Source organism: Bdellovibrio bacteriovorus str. Tiberius (assembly GCF_000317895.1).
GTDB classification, from domain to species: Bacteria; Bdellovibrionota; Bdellovibrionia; order Bdellovibrionales; family Bdellovibrionaceae; genus Bdellovibrio; species Bdellovibrio bacteriovorus_F.
Genome location: NC_019567.1, coordinates 3,374,219 through 3,392,009 on the forward strand (window position 1 = coordinate 3,374,219; position 17,791 = coordinate 3,392,009).

A 17,791-nucleotide genomic window follows, 5' to 3' on the forward strand; every position below is an offset into this window, starting at 1 on the left:
ACTGTGTTAATATTGAGTCAGTCGCAAATAAACTTGCCCATGGTCCGGAGAGATACTAAGAGGAAACTCATGAGAATCAGCCTGTTTTACGTTGTAGCCATCCTGCTTTCCCTGATCGCAAGTCCAAGGTCTTGGGCTGCTGATCCCAATGACACGGACCCCTTGCTTGCTGACACCAAAGTCGTGCCTTACGAATGGAGCCCGGGTCAGGGCGGCAATATCGAAATTAAAATGACGCTCCCCGAAGGATATCACGCGTATGAAGACAAATTCAGCGTGGTGATTCTGGAGCCAGATGGCTTCAAAGTAGCGCCGTTCAAGATTGAGCCGCTGATTCAATGGCACGATAAGTTCTCGAAAAAAATGCGCAGCGGAGTGGAAAAAGCCGCAACACTCACCGCACATATTGAAGCGCCTCACCGTTTCTTAAAAAAGCACACCAAAATGAAAATGGAGCTCACCTATCAGGCGTGTTCGGATCAGTTCTGCCTGTTCCCGACGACAAAACTGATTGAAGTTCCTATTGTCGTGACCATGGTGGAAGGTGAAGCTCAGATTCAAGAGGCTGACGTGCAACCAATGGTTGCACCGACGGACTTCTTTGACACCGCGAACTTCCAGAAATATCTGGGAAGCAGCATGATCGCGGGTTTGATCTTTGTGTTCTTTGCCGGGATCTTCACCAGCTTCACTCCGTGCATCTTCCCGATGATTCCAATCACGCTGGCAGTTCTGGGCAATCATTCCAACGAAAGAACAAGACTGCAAAACTTCTTCACCAGCTGCATCTATGTTCTGGGCATTGCCACAACGTATTCGCTGCTGGGACTGGCCGCGGCTTCCAGCGGGGGACTGTTCGGAGCAAGCCTGGGGAATCCTTATGTTCTGACCGTGGTGTGCGTGATCTTCCTGGCGATGGCGCTGTCCATGTATGGCCTTTATGATCTGCAAGTGCCAGCCTTCTTGCGCAACAAGCTGGGACGCGGAACCAAAAAACAAGGTGTCATCGGTGTTTACCTGACGGGTCTGTTTGCCGGTATCGTGGCAAGCCCTTGTGTCGGTCCCGTGCTGGTGGCGATTTTGACTTATGTTGCCTCCACGCAGAACAAGATGCTGGGCTTCCTGTACCTGTTTGTTTACGCGCTGGGCTTGGGATTGATTTTTATTGTGCTGGGGCTGTTCAATCAACTGGCCAATTCCCTGCCTCGTTCCGGTCCGTGGATGAATGCATTTAAATTCATCCTGGGAACATTGATGCTTTCTGCGTTCTATTACTATCTGGAATTGCTGTTACCAACGCGTTGGTTTGACGGAGCCCTTGCTATAGGCCTGATTGTTCTAGCCAGCATCTATGGAGCCTTCCTGCCAGTGAAAGGCCAAAGCGCCCTTCGCCATATTCAAAAAGGTCTGATGCAGGCCTTGCTGGTGGTGGGTATTGGTTATGCCGTGATTGCGGTACTGGATCTGCGCCCTTACATCCGCGGGCAAATGATTGGTGGCGCAAGCATCAATCAAATTCAAAAACTGAACTGGCAGCCGTATTCTGAAGCGGCCCTGGCCCAAGCCACCAAAGATCAGAAACCGGTGATCATCGATTTCTGGGCGGACTGGTGCGCAGCCTGCCACGAACTGGAAGAACACACGTTCACGGATCCTCGCGTGCGCGCTATGGCTGAAAACTATGTTCTGCTAAAATATGATGCCACGAAAGATTCACCCGAACTGCGCGAGCTGAAAAAGAAATACCACATCCAGGGCTTGCCGACGGTGGTATTCATCAACCCACACGGCGTGTGGATTGATGCTTTGACTCTGACTCAGTTTGAAAAAGCTCCGGAATTCGTAAAAAGAATGGAAAAGGGCCGCCAGTAATTAGCTGGCCCCAAGAACTTCTGAACTCAGGATCTGAACCTGCTGCTGCAGCTCGTGGGCACGACGCTCGATCTCTCCGGCTGTTGCAGCGATCTCTTCTGACGACGCCGCATTACTTTGTGATGCCTGATCCAGCTGATTCATGGCCTTGCTGATCTGGGAAATGCCTTGTGACTGCTCGCTGCTGGCTTGAGCGATCTCGCGATTCAAAACCACAACCTGCTCAACGGAAGAAACAATTCGGGTCAGCACCTGGCCGGAATTGTCCGCCACCACGCTGCCTTTTTCAGTTCGCTCGACACTTTCCTTGATCAGACCATTGATTTCTTTGGCTGCTGTGGCTGAACGTTGCGCCAAAGCTCGCACGGCTTCTGCCACGACCGCAAACCCTTTCCCCTGCTCTCCGGCACGGGCCGCTTCCACTGCGGCATTCAGTGCCAGCAGATTCGTCTGAAAGGCGATGTCGTCAATAACGTGGATGATCTCTTCAATTTTTTTGGAATCGCGGGAAATCTGAGACATGGATTCAATAAGGCTGTTAATTTCAAGCTCCCCTTCTTTGGCTACAGAGGAAGATCCATCCGCCAGCGACGATGCTTGTTTGGCACTGTCAGAGTTGCGCGAAACCATGGAAGTCATTTCCTCCAACGAAGCCACGGTTTCTTCCAGCGAGGCAGCGGCTTCCGTGGAAGATGTCGACAAGGCCTGGCCTGCCACCGACAGCTGGGAAATGGCGCCTGAAACATTCTGACTGATTTCCGTCAGCGCCCCAACAACCCGGCCCACAGATCCGGAAACACGGTTTGCAATCCACAACATGATCAGGAACAACACCAGCGAAGAACCCAGCGCCACGCCCACAATCAAAGAGGCTTTTTGAGAACGCTCTTTCTTTTGCAGTTCATTGTTGGATTTACTGATGGCCGTGTACATTTCATAGATCTTCGTGATGGTGTGATCGATCTGGATCTGCAACACCTGCCAAGGTCCGCCTTTATCCACAAGGCTTACCACAAATTCAAAGTCCGCTGGCGTTCCGCGCAGCAGGGCTTCGCGCACCTGTTTGGTGTATTCAAGATACTTTGGATAGTTGTCCTTCATCGCACGGAAAGCCTCGGCCTCGCCTTCGATGAAGTTCTGCTTTTCATATTCAGCCATCGCGGCCGTATAAGACTCGACCGAACGGTCCAGCAGCCCCACAAAGTTTTCGCGGCCCTTCATGTCGTCTTTATTCGCCAAAGCCGCAAAAGTAAAATAGCCGATGTTGGCGCGATTCAGATTCAGCTGCCCCAACAGACGGATATTCGGCACATACACTGCATAAGATTCGTTCAGCATGGTCCCGATCTGACTGAAACCCTGAAAACTGATCCAGGCCGTCACCGACAGCGCAATCAGCGGCAACACCGCCACACCCAGAAGTTTTCCACGAAGACCTTTAAACTGTGCTTTCAAATTCATAGACGTTCCTTATTAAAAGATCCAAAGAAGCTTGGCCTGTGGCACATTTTCAACCACACCATCGATGCCGTATTTGTTGTTCCAGTATTTGTATTCAATCCCGATCTTCAGCGGCACTTTGTTCTGCGTGCGGCGATTGAAGTCGTACAGGAAGTTGGCCTGAGTATGGATGTTGTCCTTCAATGGACCTTCCTGGCCAGCCCAGTCCACGAAACCGGAAAACTCCAGCGGGAAGACCTCGCCACCAAACCGCTTCAACCACACCACAGTCAGCTGACCGGTGTGCCCATCGACGCCCAAGGCATCGCGATACAGGAACTGAGTTCCCAGATAATCGAACCACAGATCTTTCCATTCAAAGGTCACCCCACCCAGATTCACCCGGCGCGCAGGTCCTTGCGGGATCTCAAAATTCAATTGCAACAGAACGTCCTTCAACACCCCTTCAGGCGGCGTAAAGACACCGGTCTTACCCAGACTTAGGGCTGGAGAAAACTCTCCGTAATAAGAGGTGCTGTTTTCGGTATCGGGGCTGGTGATATCGAAGAAGAAGAAATTAGAGCCATAGGCCCAGGAGCTTAAATGCTCAAAAGTCACGACGGTGGCGGAATAGCTGTCGTCGTTGCCTTTTTTGTATTCGTTCCCATGCAGGAATTGAATATTGGTTTGTGACCAGTCAGCAGCAGCCGAGACCGCAGAAACAGATGTCGTTAATACAAATGCGAGCACATGAAATAGAATTTTGTTTTTTGCCATTCCACCTAGGTTAGACAACCTAAGTATCTATAAACAACTCGCATTCATATTTCCCTACGAAGTACTGGCTATTCTGTATAGGTGACGTCGATGATATAATTCCCCAGTGACTTGACCAAGGTCGGGTTCAAAGCAACCTTCCCGTCAGCCACCGTGTAGTCCACGCCCGGAATCAGAGCTTTCCCATTCAGCTTAACGGAAAGAACCTTTTTAACGTTCTCACTTTGCAGGGAATATTCGGTGCTGGCATAGTCGACAACTTTTTCTGAAAGCTGACTGAAGCTTGCTGTCCAGTCTTCATCACAAACATTAAAGCCCACACCACCGCCGGAGGAGATCAAAGAGTTATACACAGTACTTACGCGAGCCTTGCACTTGCTGTCCGCACCCGCCACAAAACCAAAGACCTTATAAGAACCGTTTTTGCCGAAAGCGCGCACCATGCGACCCTGGAAAGTCGCGGCAGTGATATAGTCTTCATCCACCACCAGTGTTTTGATTGTTCCGGTATAACCACTCAGATTGGCAGCTTCATATTGAACCGTTGTGTTCTTGGCCGCCGAAGAATCATCATCCGTCACAAACACAAACACCTTCTGGGATTGTGGACGGAAGAATCCATTCAAGGAGGAATACACTTTATCGTACTTGCTGTTTGCCAGAACCTTTTTGCAGAACGCATCCGCAGCAGTTTCAGGACAGCTGGCCACCGCCGCCACCAGCAAAGCATTATAACTGTGCACCAGGAAATCCACCTGCTGACCGTTTTTCATGGTCTCAGGCAAAGACACATGGGTCTTCAGATTAAAAGAGTCTTTTTTGGAAATCAGCGCCACACGCAGATCCACCTGGTTTTCCACCAGATGGGCGAACTTTTCAAAGTTCTTGCGAATGATATCCGCCTGACCTTTCATGGAAGCTGAGTTGTCGATCACCCACACCATATCAACGACTTTTTCTTTGGAAGCCGCTGTGAAAGTTTTGGTTTTGATTTCAGGTGCAGCCTCTTCAGCTTCGGCCTCGTTGTCGACAACAACTTCGGAAGAGATCACTTCAGGTTCAGTCACAGAAGCCAGCTCACGGGTCTGTTCAAATTGAACTCCGGACGGAGAACAATTCTGGAAAAGAAATGTGGAAGCTAAAAAGATCATGGTCAGAACAAGATATTGCTTTTTCATAATCCCCACCCCGTTACAACAACTGCGTGAAGACTTCTAAGGCAAGGGTTGTTCCAACCGCCAGATCCAACTCAATCAAAAAGAAACCCGGTGACCTGTCTAAAGTTCACCGGGTTTTACAATGTCTCATTCTGAATTTCGACGGTCGTTTCAGCCACTTCCAGACGCCAAAAGCGCCAAAGCGGTGGAACCTGACACTGACTAAACTTCGGTCAGCTCAGATTACAGACGTTTCAGGCGCGCGATCTCCATTTTGGCTTCATTCAAAGCCGCCTGGCTGGAAATCATCTGCGCTTCTTTTTCAGCCAGAAGTTTTTGCAGGTGGTTCATGCGCACTTCAAAGCTTTTGATCACGTTGTTATGGCGGTCGACCATCTCCTGAACTTTCAGATCGAAGCTTTTGCGTTCGTTCACACGCTGGGAAAGCTGGGTGATCTTCTGACCGGCCTCAGTCGCAAGCCCATTGTGGCTTTGCTCCAGGCGGTTCAAAAGGTGGTGTTGCTTTTCAAACTTGATGTTGGAGGTCTTTATCAGTTCGTTTACAGTGGCGACGACCTTGTTCAGCTGGTCGGCCAGGGCCTGGTTCTGGGCTTTGACTTCGAAAATCTGGCGGTCTGTATTCAGGTAGCTGTTCGGGGATGTCCCCACGGCAGAAACGCTGTCCATAGCGGTGTTCTTGGCCACTTTCTTTTCCCCAAACAATTCCGGATTCAATTCTTTATGCATATCGGGCCCCTCCATAGGACTTAAAAAATTCTTCTTTTCCATTATATTTTCTCTGGACTAAAAATTCAAATGTTCATACTTTAGGGCCCGAGGGAAGGAGACAGAAAAAAATGCTTAAAGTCGGACAACTTTTGAAGTTTGTTTCTGATCTGAATCCTCAGAATACACCGACGCGTTTGTCTTTCTTCAATTTCCTGCGCGGTTTCCCTCATCCCGATGACGTTTTGACCCCTGAATTGATCGAAATGTTCTTCAATTACTGCATGGATTACCCGCACTGGGCGTCCAATAAGCAGCAGTTGGGTCATGAAGTTCAGTTTTTGCTGGAGAATTTCAACGGGTTCTACCAGCAGAAGTTTGACCTGAATCCGATCCGCTTCCCCCAATCAGTTCAGCTGATTGAGATTGAGCACTTCTCTGATCTTGTTGACGCGGTGGGCTCTTATCTTAAGACTCAGTGCGCCGAAGGTGAGAAGTTCCGTATCCTGCCGGATCAGAACAAAAGAGCCGTCGCCATCATTCTGCGTGAAGACAAATCCCTGGAAGTGCGCACTTTCGACCGCAAATTCACTATCCGTGACGGTCTTTTGGAGCCTCTTCGCAAAGATCTGGTTCTTTACTACAACTCCGACCTGGAACTGAGTTCGCAGCACACCCACAAAATCGAGGTGGCTCCGTATATTACGGCCCAGTTCCGAGTGGTGGGGGACAAGGTCACCGGCTCCCTGTTGCGTGGTTATGTTTTCCAAAAGCTGCTTGAAATGAAAAACGAGCCGCTGCAGGAACAAACCCGCCTGCTTTTCCCGATCAAGCGTCTGGAGCAGTTCTTTGTCGACCGCCGTACCGATCCTTACTATCAAGACCTGGTCAGCCAGCTTGAAAGAACCTGCGCTTTAATCCAACAGGGTGATTCTGAGGCCTTGAAATGGTCCTCTATCGTGCTTTCCAAGGCTGAAACCGCCGTGGATAACGTCTTTTTGGGAGATAAGCTCATGACTCTGCTGGCTCGCGACCTCCGCCATGCCATCGCCGAGTACAACCGTAAGAATATCTCCTCTTCCGGCCTGAGTGGTGATATATTGATCACTCAACAATTACCCGAGGCCGATGAAGAATGTCTGAAAATAACTCCTCTGAAAGAGTTCGACTTAATAAACTAATTGCTGACAGTGGACTGGCATCCCGTCGTCATGCAGACCGCATGATCGAAGAGGGCCTTGTGACCGTAAACGGTAAGCGCGTTTACGAGCTGGGTATCAAAGTTGATCCGCAAAGCGATCGTATTCTTGTTGATGGCAAGCCTCTGCGCAAGCCACTGTCCCAGAAGATCTATGCTATCCTGAACAAACCAACCGGCGTTCTGACCACCATGGATGATCCACACGACCGTCCAACGGTTGCAGAATATCTGACGGAGCTTCCGGTGCGCGTGTTCCCGGTAGGTCGTCTGGACTGGGATTCTGAAGGCATGCTGCTTTTGACCAACGATGGTGATTTCGCCAACAAGGTCATGCACCCTAAAGCTGAAGTAACCAAAACTTACCTTGTGAAATTGAACGGCAAACCAGAACCATTCCAGCTGGAAAAGCTTAAAAAAGGCGTTTCCATCGTTGGTGGCAAAGTGTCTGCCCGTCACATTGAAAAGATCAAAAAAACCGGCGAGAACAAATCTGAAAAGTACGAATGGTACAAAATCGTGATCACTGAGGGTAAAAACCGTCAGATCCGTCAGATGTTCGCAAAAATCGGTTTCGATGTGATGAGACTTCAGCGTGTGGCGATCGGTCGTCTGCGCATGGGTGCGGTAAAAACCGGCCAGCTGGTTTACCTTAACGAAGCTGCGGTTCAACGCATCTTCCTTGCGGATGATCCGGAAGAGGTAAAAACAAAACGCACTTACAAAGGCCGCGCGACTTCTGAAAAGAAAACCGCGAAACCGGCTTCCAGAGTGAAAACCACCAAGAAACCAAGCAAGTACAAAAACGGTAAAAAACTTTAAAGCCATTTCATTATGAAAAACATGAACCCACGTCTTCGCGGATCTTTGGAAATTTCTGTAGCGAGCGTGGGTTTTGGTTTTTTAGGGATCTTCGGCACCTGGGCATTTGAATCCGGCATGAATGTCGGAGAGCTTCTGTCCTATCGCTTTGCTTTGGCGGCCGTCCTTTTGTGGATCTTCCTGCTGCTGTTCAAACCTTCCTGGGTCAAACTGAATTTGCGCCAGACCGTGATTGCGGCACTGCTGGGGATTTTCGGCTACGCGTTTTTCTCGACCATGTATTTCATGGCCATCGACGGGCTGAGCATCACCCTCGCCGCTTTACTGCTTTATACCTATCCGTTCTGGGTGAACATTTTTTCCCATTTCTTCACTCAAGATAAGATATCCGGAAAGGAAGCTCTGTGTTTGGTCGCGGCTTCCTCGGGCCTGGTGATGCTTTTGTGGGGCCATATAGAAGTTAAAAATATCTGGGCCGTGGCAGCAGGTCTTGCCGCAGCCATCAGCTATGCGATCTACGTTTTACTGTCCGGGCGCCTGCAAAAAAATGTTCGCCCTATCACCTCCGCACTGTATGTAATCACGTTCGGTGCGCTGGCGCTTTCCGTTTTCCATCATCCTCACTATTCGGCGATCAGCAACCTTTCGAATATTCAAGCCACCAGCATTCTGGGCCTGGCCCTTGTTTGCACGATCATCCCCCTGACCATGGAGCTGGCCGCCTTGCAAAAGCTGAAAAGCACCGAAGTGGCCTTGCTAATGATGATCGAGCCGATCACTGCGGCCCTGATGGGGGCTTTGATTTTCCATGAAAGACTGACACCAGTTCAAATAGTCGGCGCTTTAATCATTGGCGCTGCCTTGGTGACGAACACCCTATATTCCCGTCCGGTCTCTGAATAAACCACCCGGCTGCCTCAGACTGAGACGCTTATCCTTGGATAGATCACAATTCCATTAGTTGGCCGCAACAAACTGGACTTGGACTCTCGCAAACTGTTAAGAAGCCGATAAGAAATACATGAGAAACGGAACGTATACTGTCTTAATTCTCGTATTCCTTTGGACTGGAGTGGCCTTGGCTGCTCCAAATTCTCTGACATATCAAGGACGTATCGTTAATTCTGACGGCAAAGGTTTGGAATACAACAACGTCAGCTTCCTTTTTGAAATCACAAATCCTTCAGGCACTTGCGTGCTTTATCGCGAACAAAAAAACGGTGTGAATCTTCAGAACTCCGGCGGTGTATTTGACGTGCCTATTGGTTCTGGCACGAAGATGTTCCCGACCGATCCTCTTTACACTTTGATTGATTCTTTTAACAATGCTCGCTCCCACGACTGTTCTGGCGGCGCCTCTTACAGCGCGGTGGCCGGTGATGCGCGTTTGTTGAAAGTGCAGTTCCATGACGGTTCCGGATGGAAGGTAATTTCTCCGGCCAATGAAATTCGTTCGGTGCCTTATTCTGCTTATTCTTATTCTGCAGAACGCCTGGGTACCAAAACTGAAACTGACTTCCTGGCTAAAGCCGGTCTGCCGACGTGCGGGGCTGGAACTTATCTGACCTGGAACGGTACAACGATGACCTGTGCCGGGATCAGTGGCGCCAACGGTGGTACGGTTACCGATGTTACTTCTTCCAATTCATATATTACGATTGCCAATGGCACTTCCACCCCGGCGCTGACCCTGAATGTGGGCACAACGGCGGGCACGGTGGCAGCTGGTAATGATGCCCGCTTCTCTGATGCTCGCACCCCGACAGGAACTGCTGCCGGAGACCTGGATGGCACTTATCCAAATCCAACTGTGGCAAAACTTCAGGGCACAGCCGTTTCCAATGCTGCTCCGGGCAGCGGGAACTTCCTTAAATACAATGGCACTGCCTGGACACCTTCAGCGATTGCGCAAAGTGATGTCACAGGCCTTTCTGCGACTTTAAGTTCTTATATGACCGACGCCGAGTTCAGCGCAGCCGTCGCCAATGCGGGCTGTGCGGCTTATGAAACCATGTACTGGAATGCCGTAGCGGGCTTTTCTTGTCAGGCAATCAATGTGTCTTTGGCGGGTGACGTCGGCGGCACAATCGGCGCGTCTTCCGTCAATAAAATCAAAGGCGTGACTGTTGATACTACCGGCCTGACCACAGGTCAGGTTTTGAAGTACGACGGAACTAAATGGGCACCGGCGGCGGATAATGATTCCAACTCTGGCGGTACGGTTACAAACATCGCAACGGGCACGGGTCTTTCCGGCGGTCCAATCACTTCGACGGGTACGATTTCTTTGGCTAATACCGCGGTCACCGCGGCTTCATATGGTTCCACCACTCAGGTGGGCACCTTCACCGTTGATGCTCAAGGTCGTCTGACGGCGGCTTCGAATGCGGCGATTGCCTTCCCGGTGACGACTGTTGCGGGCAGAACTGGTGCTGTCGTTTTAGATGCCGCTGATATTACAAGCGGTGCCGGAAAATATCTGACCTATCGCCCGAACAACACGGCTTGTACCGATGGCCAGGTTTTGAAATGGATCAATGCGAATTCTCGTTGGGAGTGTGCGAACGATACAGACACTTCTTCCGGCGGTACCATCACCAACATCGCTACCGGCACGGGTCTTTCCGGTGGTCCCATCACTTCGACGGGCACGATCTCTTTGGCTAATACCGCGGTCACCGCGGCTTCGTATGGTTCCACCACTCAGGTGGGCACATTCACTGTCGATGCTCAAGGGCGTCTGACAGCAGCTTCGAATGCGGCGATCGCCTTCCCGGTGACGACCGTTGCGGGCAGAACGGGCGCCGTCACTATCGATGTTGGGGATCTCGGAAACGGCGCTGGCAAATACTTTATCTATCGTCCGAACAACACAGCTTGTACTGATGGCCAGGTTTTAAAATGGGTTGCGGCAAATAATCGTTGGGAGTGCGGTACTGATACCGACACTTCTTCCGGTGGTACCGTAACCAATATCGCAACTGGCACAGGTCTGACTGGTGGTCCGATCACTTCCACTGGCACGATTGCATTGGCCAACACGGCCGTGACTGCCGGTTCTTACACTCGCGCTTCGATCACGGTGGATGCTCAAGGTCGTTTGACCGCAGCTTCCAGTGGCGCGGCTATCAACCTGACTTCTGATGTGACGGGCACCTTGCCGATTGCAAATGGCGGCACGGGCGCAACAACAGCAATTGCGGCCTTCAATGGTCTTTCCCCTCTGACAACCAAAGGGGATGTTCTTGGTAATGACGGCACCAACGACGTTCGCCTGCCCGCAGGCACGAACGGTCAGGTGCTGACGGCGGACTCATCTCAAACTTCCGGATTGAAATGGGCCACCCCGACTGTGGGTACTGTAACCAATGTGACTGGTACGGCTCCGATTCAGGTTGCCACGGGAACAACGACTCCGGTGATTTCACTAAGCACCGTCCCGGTGGCGAGTGGTGGTACGGGCGCAACATCGTTGACGGCGGATCGTCTGCTGGTTTCCAACGGCACGGGCTCTGCGGTGATTCCATTTACTTGCGGCACGGCGCAGATGCTGACCTTTAATGCTTCCGGGGTTATGGGTTGTACGAACTTTGCCTCGACGTCTTTCTTTGCCAACGGTGGTAACACTTTGGCGGGGAATGCGACCTTGGGCACTAATGACGCTTATTCTTTGGCGCTTGAAACCAACAACGTCACACGCATGACAATTTCCAATGCGGGTTATGTCGGTATTGGCCAATCCCCGGATACAAATGCGGGTCTGGCGGTGATGGCTCCCTCAACAACCAAGTCTGCGCTCATTTTGAATTCTCCGGCGGCGGGTAAAGTAGAGCTGGATTTCCTGCGCAACGGAACCTGGCTGGGCACATTCGGCTACGCCAACACGGCGACTTCTGATTTATATGTCACTAACGGCGCCAACGCGCACATTATCTTTGATACCAACAACACCGAAGTCATGCGCATCACCAACGATGGCAAAGTCGGTATCGACGCAGAAAGCCCAGGCGCCCGCTTCCAGGTGGGTGAATGGAACGGCACTAATAACTACAATGCCGTGTTCGTGGGTTCTTATCACAACACTTTGGGACAAGCGCAGTTCGTCGGTAACTGGAATAGCGCTGGTTACTGGGGTATCGGGCCGGTAGCCAATCCGGCAAACAGCACCGTGGGTATCGGAAATGCCAATGCTCAGGGTGACTGGCGTTCGACTCAGGATTTGAAGCTCTATGTTCCGGGCGGCTTGGGTCTGGGTGATGCTTTGGCTCCGGAAAGAATCATTCACGTCAAAGGCACGGGCGGCGGCAATGATGACGTTTATGTACAAAGCATCGGCAACACCGGCGAACCCGCCTACATTCTGACCAAGGCGCGCAGTAACACGGGCGTCGAAGCTGCGGTTCTGGCTGGTGATTCTTTGGGCTTCCTGTCCATGCGTGGTTATGATGGGGCTGCTTATCAAAGCGGTGCTTCCATCGCCGGGGTGGCTGAAGCTGACTTTGCCACAACGAAATCCGCTTACATGTCATTTGCGACTTTGAACAACGGATCTTCCGGTGAAAGAATGCGCATCACCAGCGCAGGTTCTGTGGGTATCGGATCCACGGCACCGACGGTAAGACTGCATGTTCAAGGTAACAGCTACACCAATTCCTCGGGCGCATTCGAACGCAATGAAGATGTTCAAGCTGGTCCCGGAGTTCAACTAATGAAATCCCGTGGGACGGCTTCAGCGAAAACAGCTGTTCAGTCGGGCGATGCTTTAGGGAACATTCTGTTTAACGGTTACGGCGATGCCACAACAACTGGCCTTGGCTCGCAGATTCAAAGTATCGCTTCAGCGACTTGGACATCCACTGCAGTTCCCGCCGACTTGGCGTTCCTGACCCATACGGGCACTGGCAACATCAATACTCCGACCGAGCGCATGCGTATTTACAGCAATGGGTGGATCACGATGGGTGTCAGCTCCGGCTCGACCGGCGGGGCTCCACTTCTTCTGAAAAATGCTACCGCTCCTTATATTGGCTTTGACGAAGTGGACAGCTCTGGAAAGTTCTTCATGGGACTTGATGGTGGTAACTTCTGGATTCGTCCGGGACCAACCACTTCCTCCAGTGACGCCATCACGGTCACCGCTGCCGGCAACGTCTATATTGGCGGCAACTCAGGTTCGCGCAAATTCTTTGTGAACGGAACTTCCGGCGGTACTGCGGCCTGGGAAAACTTGTCCGATGCGCGTTTGAAGACCGACATCCAGGTTGTGCCGGATTCTTTACAGAAGATCCTTTCCTTGCGTGGTGTGACCTTCAACTGGCGCCACGATGTCAGACCGGATCTGGATCTTATTGAGAAAAAAGACATGGGTGTGATCGCCCAGGACGTCGAACGTGTATTCCCCGAAGCCGTCGACAAAGATGAGAAAGGCTTCCGTGCAGTCGCCTATACTAAACTGATCGGTCCGATGATTGAAGCCTTTAAAGAGCTGTATAAGTCTGTATCCGGCGTTAAGGCCGAAGTTCAGGCCCAGAAGCGTGAAATCGCCTCTTTGAAACAAGAGAACCAGGAGCTTCGTGAAGCGATTTGCGAGGTCAATCCTAAAGCCAAGGTCTGTCAGAAAAAGAAGTAATATTCATTAAATCCCTGAAGAGATTCAGGGATTTACCTCAGGTATTCCTGTTAAAAAGCCGATAAGAAGTGCATGAGAAACGGAACGTATCTGATTGCAATTCTCTCATTGCTTACGAGCATATCTGTGTTGGCTTCGCCCAACTCTTTGACCTATCAGGGTCGCATTCTGAAATCCGATGGCCATGCCTTGGAATACAACAACGTCAGTTTCCTTTTTGAAATCACCAATCCCAACGGCAGTTGCGTGATCTATCGCGAACAAAAAGACGGCGTGAACATGGTGAACTCGGCCGGTGTGTTTGATGTGCCGATTGGCTCCGGCACAAAACTTTTCCCTGCCGACCCCCTGTTTACTTTGCTTGAATCTTTCAACAACTCGAAAGTTCACAACTGCTTTGGCGGTTCTACTTATCCCGCACAAGCTGGCGACACACGCCTGCTTAAAGTGCAATTCCACGATGGTTCGGGCTGGAAGATCATCTCGCCTTCCAATGAAATCCGCACGGTTCCTTACGCGGCTTATGCTTTGTCGTCAGAAAAACTTGGCACCAAAACCGAAGAGGACTTCCTGCAAAAAGCCGGTTTGCCAACTTGCGCGGCTGGCACCTTCCTAAGCTGGAATGGCACGACACTAAGCTGCGCTGGTGTTTCCGGCGCCAATGGTGGAACTGTTTCTGATGTCACATCTGCCAACTCCTACATCACTATCACCAATGGCACGACCACTCCGCAGCTGACTTTGAATGTCGGACAAAACGCCAATCAGGTTGCTGCCGGGAATGATGCACGCTTTAGTGATGCCCGCGTTCCAACAGGCGCCGCTGCCGGTGATCTGGGTGGCACTTATCCAAATCCATCAGTTGCAAAAATTCAGGGCGTGGCGATTTCTGCCACTGCTCCGACGAACGGTCACTTTCTGAAATTCAACGGCACTCAATGGCTGTCGGCACAAATCGGCACCGGAGATGTGAATGGCCTGACGGCCACTTTGAACAACTATATGACCCAAGCTGATTTCAATACAGCTGTCGCCAACGCCAACTGCGCGGCTCACCAAACCATGTACTGGAATGCGGTGTCGGGCTTTAACTGTCAATCCATCAACGTCTCTGTTGCGGGTGATGTCAGTGGCACCATCGGCGCTGTGGCCGTGAATAAAATCAAAGGCATCGCGGTGGACACCACGGGTCTGGTTACTGGCCAGGTGCTGAAATATGACGGCACCAAATTCGCGCCAGCAGCTGACAATGACGCCAACTCTGGCGGTACCGTTACAAACATTGCAACGGGCACGGGCCTTTCGGGCGGTCCGATCACATCCACCGGTACAATTTCTTTGGCCAACACAGCAGTCACTCCGGCTGTCTATGGCTCAACCACACAAGTTGCTACATTTACGGTCGATGCTCAAGGTCGCTTAACCGCAGCGAGCAACGCTGCTATCGCCTTCCCGGTAACAACCGTTGCTGGTCGCACAGGTGCTGTGAATTTAGATGTGGGAGACGTGGGTAACGGTGCGGGCAAGTACTTTGTTTATCGTCCGAACAACACTGCTTGTACTGATGGCCAGGTATTGAAATGGATCAATGCCAATTCCCGCTGGGAATGTGCGAATGATACTGATACCTCTTCCGGCGGCACTGTCACCAACATCGCAACCGGCACGGGTTTAACCGGCGGTCCGATCACTGCGACCGGCACCATTGCTCTGGCCAATACGTCCGTAGCAGCGGGTTCTTACACTCGAGCATCGATCACGGTGGATGCTCAAGGCCGATTGACGGCGGCTTCCAGTGGCGCGGCTATCAATCTGACTTCAGATATCACCGGCACTTTGCCCATTGCAAATGGCGGTACCGGAGCAACAACAGCTTTAGGTGCATTCAATGCACTGTCTCCTTTGACAACCAAAGGTGACGTGCTGGTTCGTGATGGCTCGAACAACATCCGTCTGCCCGTGGGTACGAACGGTCAGGTGCTGACTGCCGACAGTGCTGTTGCTGCAGGTGTAAAATGGGCCACACCAAACGCCGGAACCGTCACAAGTGTTTCCGGAACGGCTCCGATTCAGGTTGCCACCGGAACAACAACTCCGGTGATTTCACTTAGCACCGTCCCGGTGGCGAGTGGTGGTACGGGCGTGACGTCCCTGACTGGAGACCGCCTGCTGGTTTCCAATGGCACAGGCTCTGCGGTGATTCCGTTTACTTGTGGCACTGGTCAGATGCTGACCTTCAATGCGTCTGGCGTGATGGGTTGTACGACTTATTCTTCTTCAGGCATTTTTGCCAATGGCGGCAACAGCTTCGGCGCCGCCGCGGTTCTGGGCACAAACGATGCGCAGTCTTTGACATTTGAAACAGATGCCAATCCCCGCATGACTATTCTTGCCACTGGCAAAGTCGGCGTGAATGAAACCGCTCCGACAGGGAATCTGCATCTGTCCAACACCGGTGCCGTGGATCTGCGCATTCAGGATAAATCAGGAACTCCGGCCACACTGCGCATTCTTTCCCAGAGTGGTGCCAACTATATCGAATCAGGTACTGACTTTACAAATACGACATCCGCTGACTTGCACTTCACCGATATGATGGGTGTGAACAAGTGGATGACCATCAAAGCCGACGGTAAAGTGGGTATTAACACCAATGCACCGGCAACGAACTTCCAGGTCAAAGGGGGCGTGGTGGTCGGTGATCTGACTCCGTTCCCGGCCAACTTCAGCGTTATCACAACCGAAGCTTTAAATGCTACCTTGCGCAATCATACTGAAACAACCGGCAACTATGTGGCTTCGGGTGCTTACCAGCGCTTCAGTCCTGCTGCCAATTCAACCATGTCGACACATGCTCTGGTCAGTATCGTTGTTCCTAACGTGCCGTCGGGTGTGACTGTAACAAGTCAGAATGAAGCCTTCCACGCCAATGCCACACGCAACCGCTATGCGGGGAACGTGGATGCGGGAACAGTTTCAAACCTGACTTCCGGGCAATTCGTCTATGGTCATGAAAATTATGTCGTGGGCAATGCCCCTGCGACCACGGACGCCTTTGGTATTCGCATCGTTCCTCACTTGCAGTCCGGAACGGTCACAAATATGTACGACCTCTTTCTGCAAAACCCAAGCACCGGTGGCACTGTCACCAATCGCTACGGCATCTATCAACAGAATACCGGAGCCAGAAACTATTTCGCCGGCGCTACTGGATTTAACACCGCCACCACGCCACTGGCCAACGTACACATCGGAAGCAGTGGCGCTGGCAACGCGGCTTATTCTTCCTTCCAGATGGGTAACGACGCGACATCAAGCAACAACTTCCATATCGTGAATGAGTACGCCACCAACCGTCGTCTGAACTTCTACAAAGGCAACCTGGGTTCCGGCGGCCTTTTGATGTCCTTAAGTGACACCGGATATTTTGTTGTCGGTGAAACGGCTTCCACGGGTGGTGGTGTACTATCGCTTAAGCCTGGTGGAATCGATCACACTTACATTCAGTTCTATGCGCGCACAGCTTCCCCTACCACTCGCACGGGTTACTTCGGTACACCCGCTGCTGGCAGCACCAACATGAACGTTGCCAATGAGATGGAAGGTGGACAGATTGATTTCCTCACCAAAAATGGTGGCAGCGTCAGCGCCAAGATGACTTTGTCGGCGGTAGGAAACCTGACCACGGCAGGAACTGTGAACGGCGCTTCTGATATTCGTCTGAAAAAAGACATCCACGTTCTGGATGGCAGTCTGGATAAAATCCTGCAGCTGAAACCGTCGTCCTATCACTGGAAAGACCCGAATGCGGACCCTCGCCTGCAGATGGGCTTCATCGCACAAGAGCTTGAAAAAGTTTACCCACACGTGGTGGACGAAAACAAAAAAGGCATCAAAGCCGTTTCTTACATCAACATGATCGCACCGATCACAAGTGCGGTGCAGGAGCTTTACCACAAGTTCAAAGCGGTCCTCACGAATCATGACGAGCGGATTTCCAATCTGGAAACGCAGATGACCGCCTTACAAAAGCAAAATGAGCTTCTGCTCAAGCAGAATGAAGATCTAATGAAATATATCAAGTCTCAGAATGAGAACACTCAACGTCTGCCGGCTTCAAGCCGATAAGACAGTAACACTGAGGTATTGCGTGAAAAGGATCGTTATAGC

Annotated in this window: 10 protein-coding genes; 6 read left to right on the forward strand and 4 right to left on the reverse strand. The window is 51.4% G+C overall.

Annotation, left to right across the window (positions count from 1 at the left end):
• The first annotated feature begins 69 nt into the window (after positions 1-69).
• Positions 70-1,872 (forward strand): protein-disulfide reductase DsbD family protein, encoded by a 1,803-nt coding sequence (locus BDT_RS15945; RefSeq protein WP_015092271.1) that lies wholly within the window; start codon positions 70-72, stop codon positions 1,870-1,872.
• Here the strand turns inward: BDT_RS15945 and BDT_RS15950 are convergent, their stop codons facing one another.
• The 4 genes from BDT_RS15950 to BDT_RS15965 form a co-directional block, all read right to left on the reverse strand.
• Positions 1,873-3,333: a methyl-accepting chemotaxis protein gene (locus BDT_RS15950; RefSeq protein WP_015092272.1), complete on the reverse strand. Its 1,461-nt coding sequence runs from the start codon at positions 3,331-3,333 to the stop codon at positions 1,873-1,875.
• Positions 3,334-3,345: 12 nt separating this feature from the next.
• Complete coding sequence (locus BDT_RS15955) at positions 3,346-4,089, reverse strand: DUF5020 family protein (protein WP_015092273.1); 744 nt, start codon at positions 4,087-4,089, stop codon at positions 3,346-3,348.
• A 68-nt stretch (positions 4,090-4,157) separates the two neighbouring features.
• On the reverse strand, positions 4,158-5,267 hold the full coding sequence (locus BDT_RS15960) for a VWA domain-containing protein (RefSeq protein ID WP_015092274.1): 1,110 nt from the start codon (positions 5,265-5,267) through the stop codon (positions 4,158-4,160).
• A gap of 222 nt (positions 5,268-5,489) precedes the next feature.
• Positions 5,490-5,993, reverse strand: coding sequence for a hypothetical protein (locus BDT_RS15965; RefSeq protein WP_235046161.1), 504 nt, complete (start codon positions 5,991-5,993; stop codon positions 5,490-5,492).
• Between the two features lie 110 nt (positions 5,994-6,103).
• On the opposite strand from BDT_RS15965, the gene BDT_RS15970 reads away from it, so the two are divergent.
• From BDT_RS15970 to BDT_RS15990, 5 genes are all read left to right on the forward strand, one after another.
• A complete protein-coding gene (locus tag BDT_RS15970) occupies positions 6,104-7,153 on the forward strand; it encodes a hypothetical protein (RefSeq protein ID WP_015092276.1) in 1,050 nt (349 codons plus the stop codon).
• Positions 7,108-7,992 (forward strand): pseudouridine synthase, encoded by an 885-nt coding sequence (locus BDT_RS15975; RefSeq protein ID WP_015092277.1) that lies wholly within the window; start codon positions 7,108-7,110, stop codon positions 7,990-7,992. The genes BDT_RS15970 and BDT_RS15975 overlap by 46 nt, the downstream gene beginning before the upstream one ends.
• A gap of 12 nt (positions 7,993-8,004) precedes the next feature.
• On the forward strand, positions 8,005-8,895 hold the full coding sequence (locus BDT_RS15980) for an EamA family transporter (RefSeq protein WP_015092278.1): 891 nt from the start codon (positions 8,005-8,007) through the stop codon (positions 8,893-8,895).
• 118 nt (positions 8,896-9,013) lie between these two features.
• Positions 9,014-13,621 carry a tail fiber domain-containing protein gene (locus BDT_RS15985; protein WP_041577967.1) on the forward strand — a complete coding sequence of 1,536 codons (4,608 nt, stop codon included), beginning with the start codon at positions 9,014-9,016 and terminating at the stop codon, positions 13,619-13,621.
• Positions 13,622-13,693: 72 nt separating this feature from the next.
• Positions 13,694-17,749 (forward strand): tail fiber domain-containing protein, encoded by a 4,056-nt coding sequence (locus BDT_RS15990; RefSeq protein WP_080602433.1) that lies wholly within the window; start codon positions 13,694-13,696, stop codon positions 17,747-17,749.
• Positions 17,750-17,791 lie beyond the last annotated feature (42 nt).

Coding starts and splice junctions, on each gene's coding strand:
- BDT_RS15945 (WP_015092271.1), top strand. CDS start 70: ATGAGAATCAGCCTGTTTTACGTTGTAGCCATCCTGCTTTCCCTGATC.
- BDT_RS15950 (WP_015092272.1), bottom strand. CDS start 3,333: ATGAATTTGAAAGCACAGTTTAAAGGTCTTCGTGGAAAACTTCTGGGT.
- BDT_RS15955 (WP_015092273.1), bottom strand. CDS start 4,089: ATGGCAAAAAACAAAATTCTATTTCATGTGCTCGCATTTGTATTAACG.
- BDT_RS15960 (WP_015092274.1), bottom strand. CDS start 5,267: ATGAAAAAGCAATATCTTGTTCTGACCATGATCTTTTTAGCTTCCACA.
- BDT_RS15965 (WP_235046161.1), bottom strand. CDS start 5,993: ATGCATAAAGAATTGAATCCGGAATTGTTTGGGGAAAAGAAAGTGGCC.
- BDT_RS15970 (WP_015092276.1), top strand. CDS start 6,104: ATGCTTAAAGTCGGACAACTTTTGAAGTTTGTTTCTGATCTGAATCCT.
- BDT_RS15975 (WP_015092277.1), top strand. CDS start 7,108: ATGTCTGAAAATAACTCCTCTGAAAGAGTTCGACTTAATAAACTAATT.
- BDT_RS15980 (WP_015092278.1), top strand. CDS start 8,005: ATGAAAAACATGAACCCACGTCTTCGCGGATCTTTGGAAATTTCTGTA.
- BDT_RS15985 (WP_041577967.1), top strand. CDS start 9,014: ATGAGAAACGGAACGTATACTGTCTTAATTCTCGTATTCCTTTGGACT.
- BDT_RS15990 (WP_080602433.1), top strand. CDS start 13,694: ATGAGAAACGGAACGTATCTGATTGCAATTCTCTCATTGCTTACGAGC.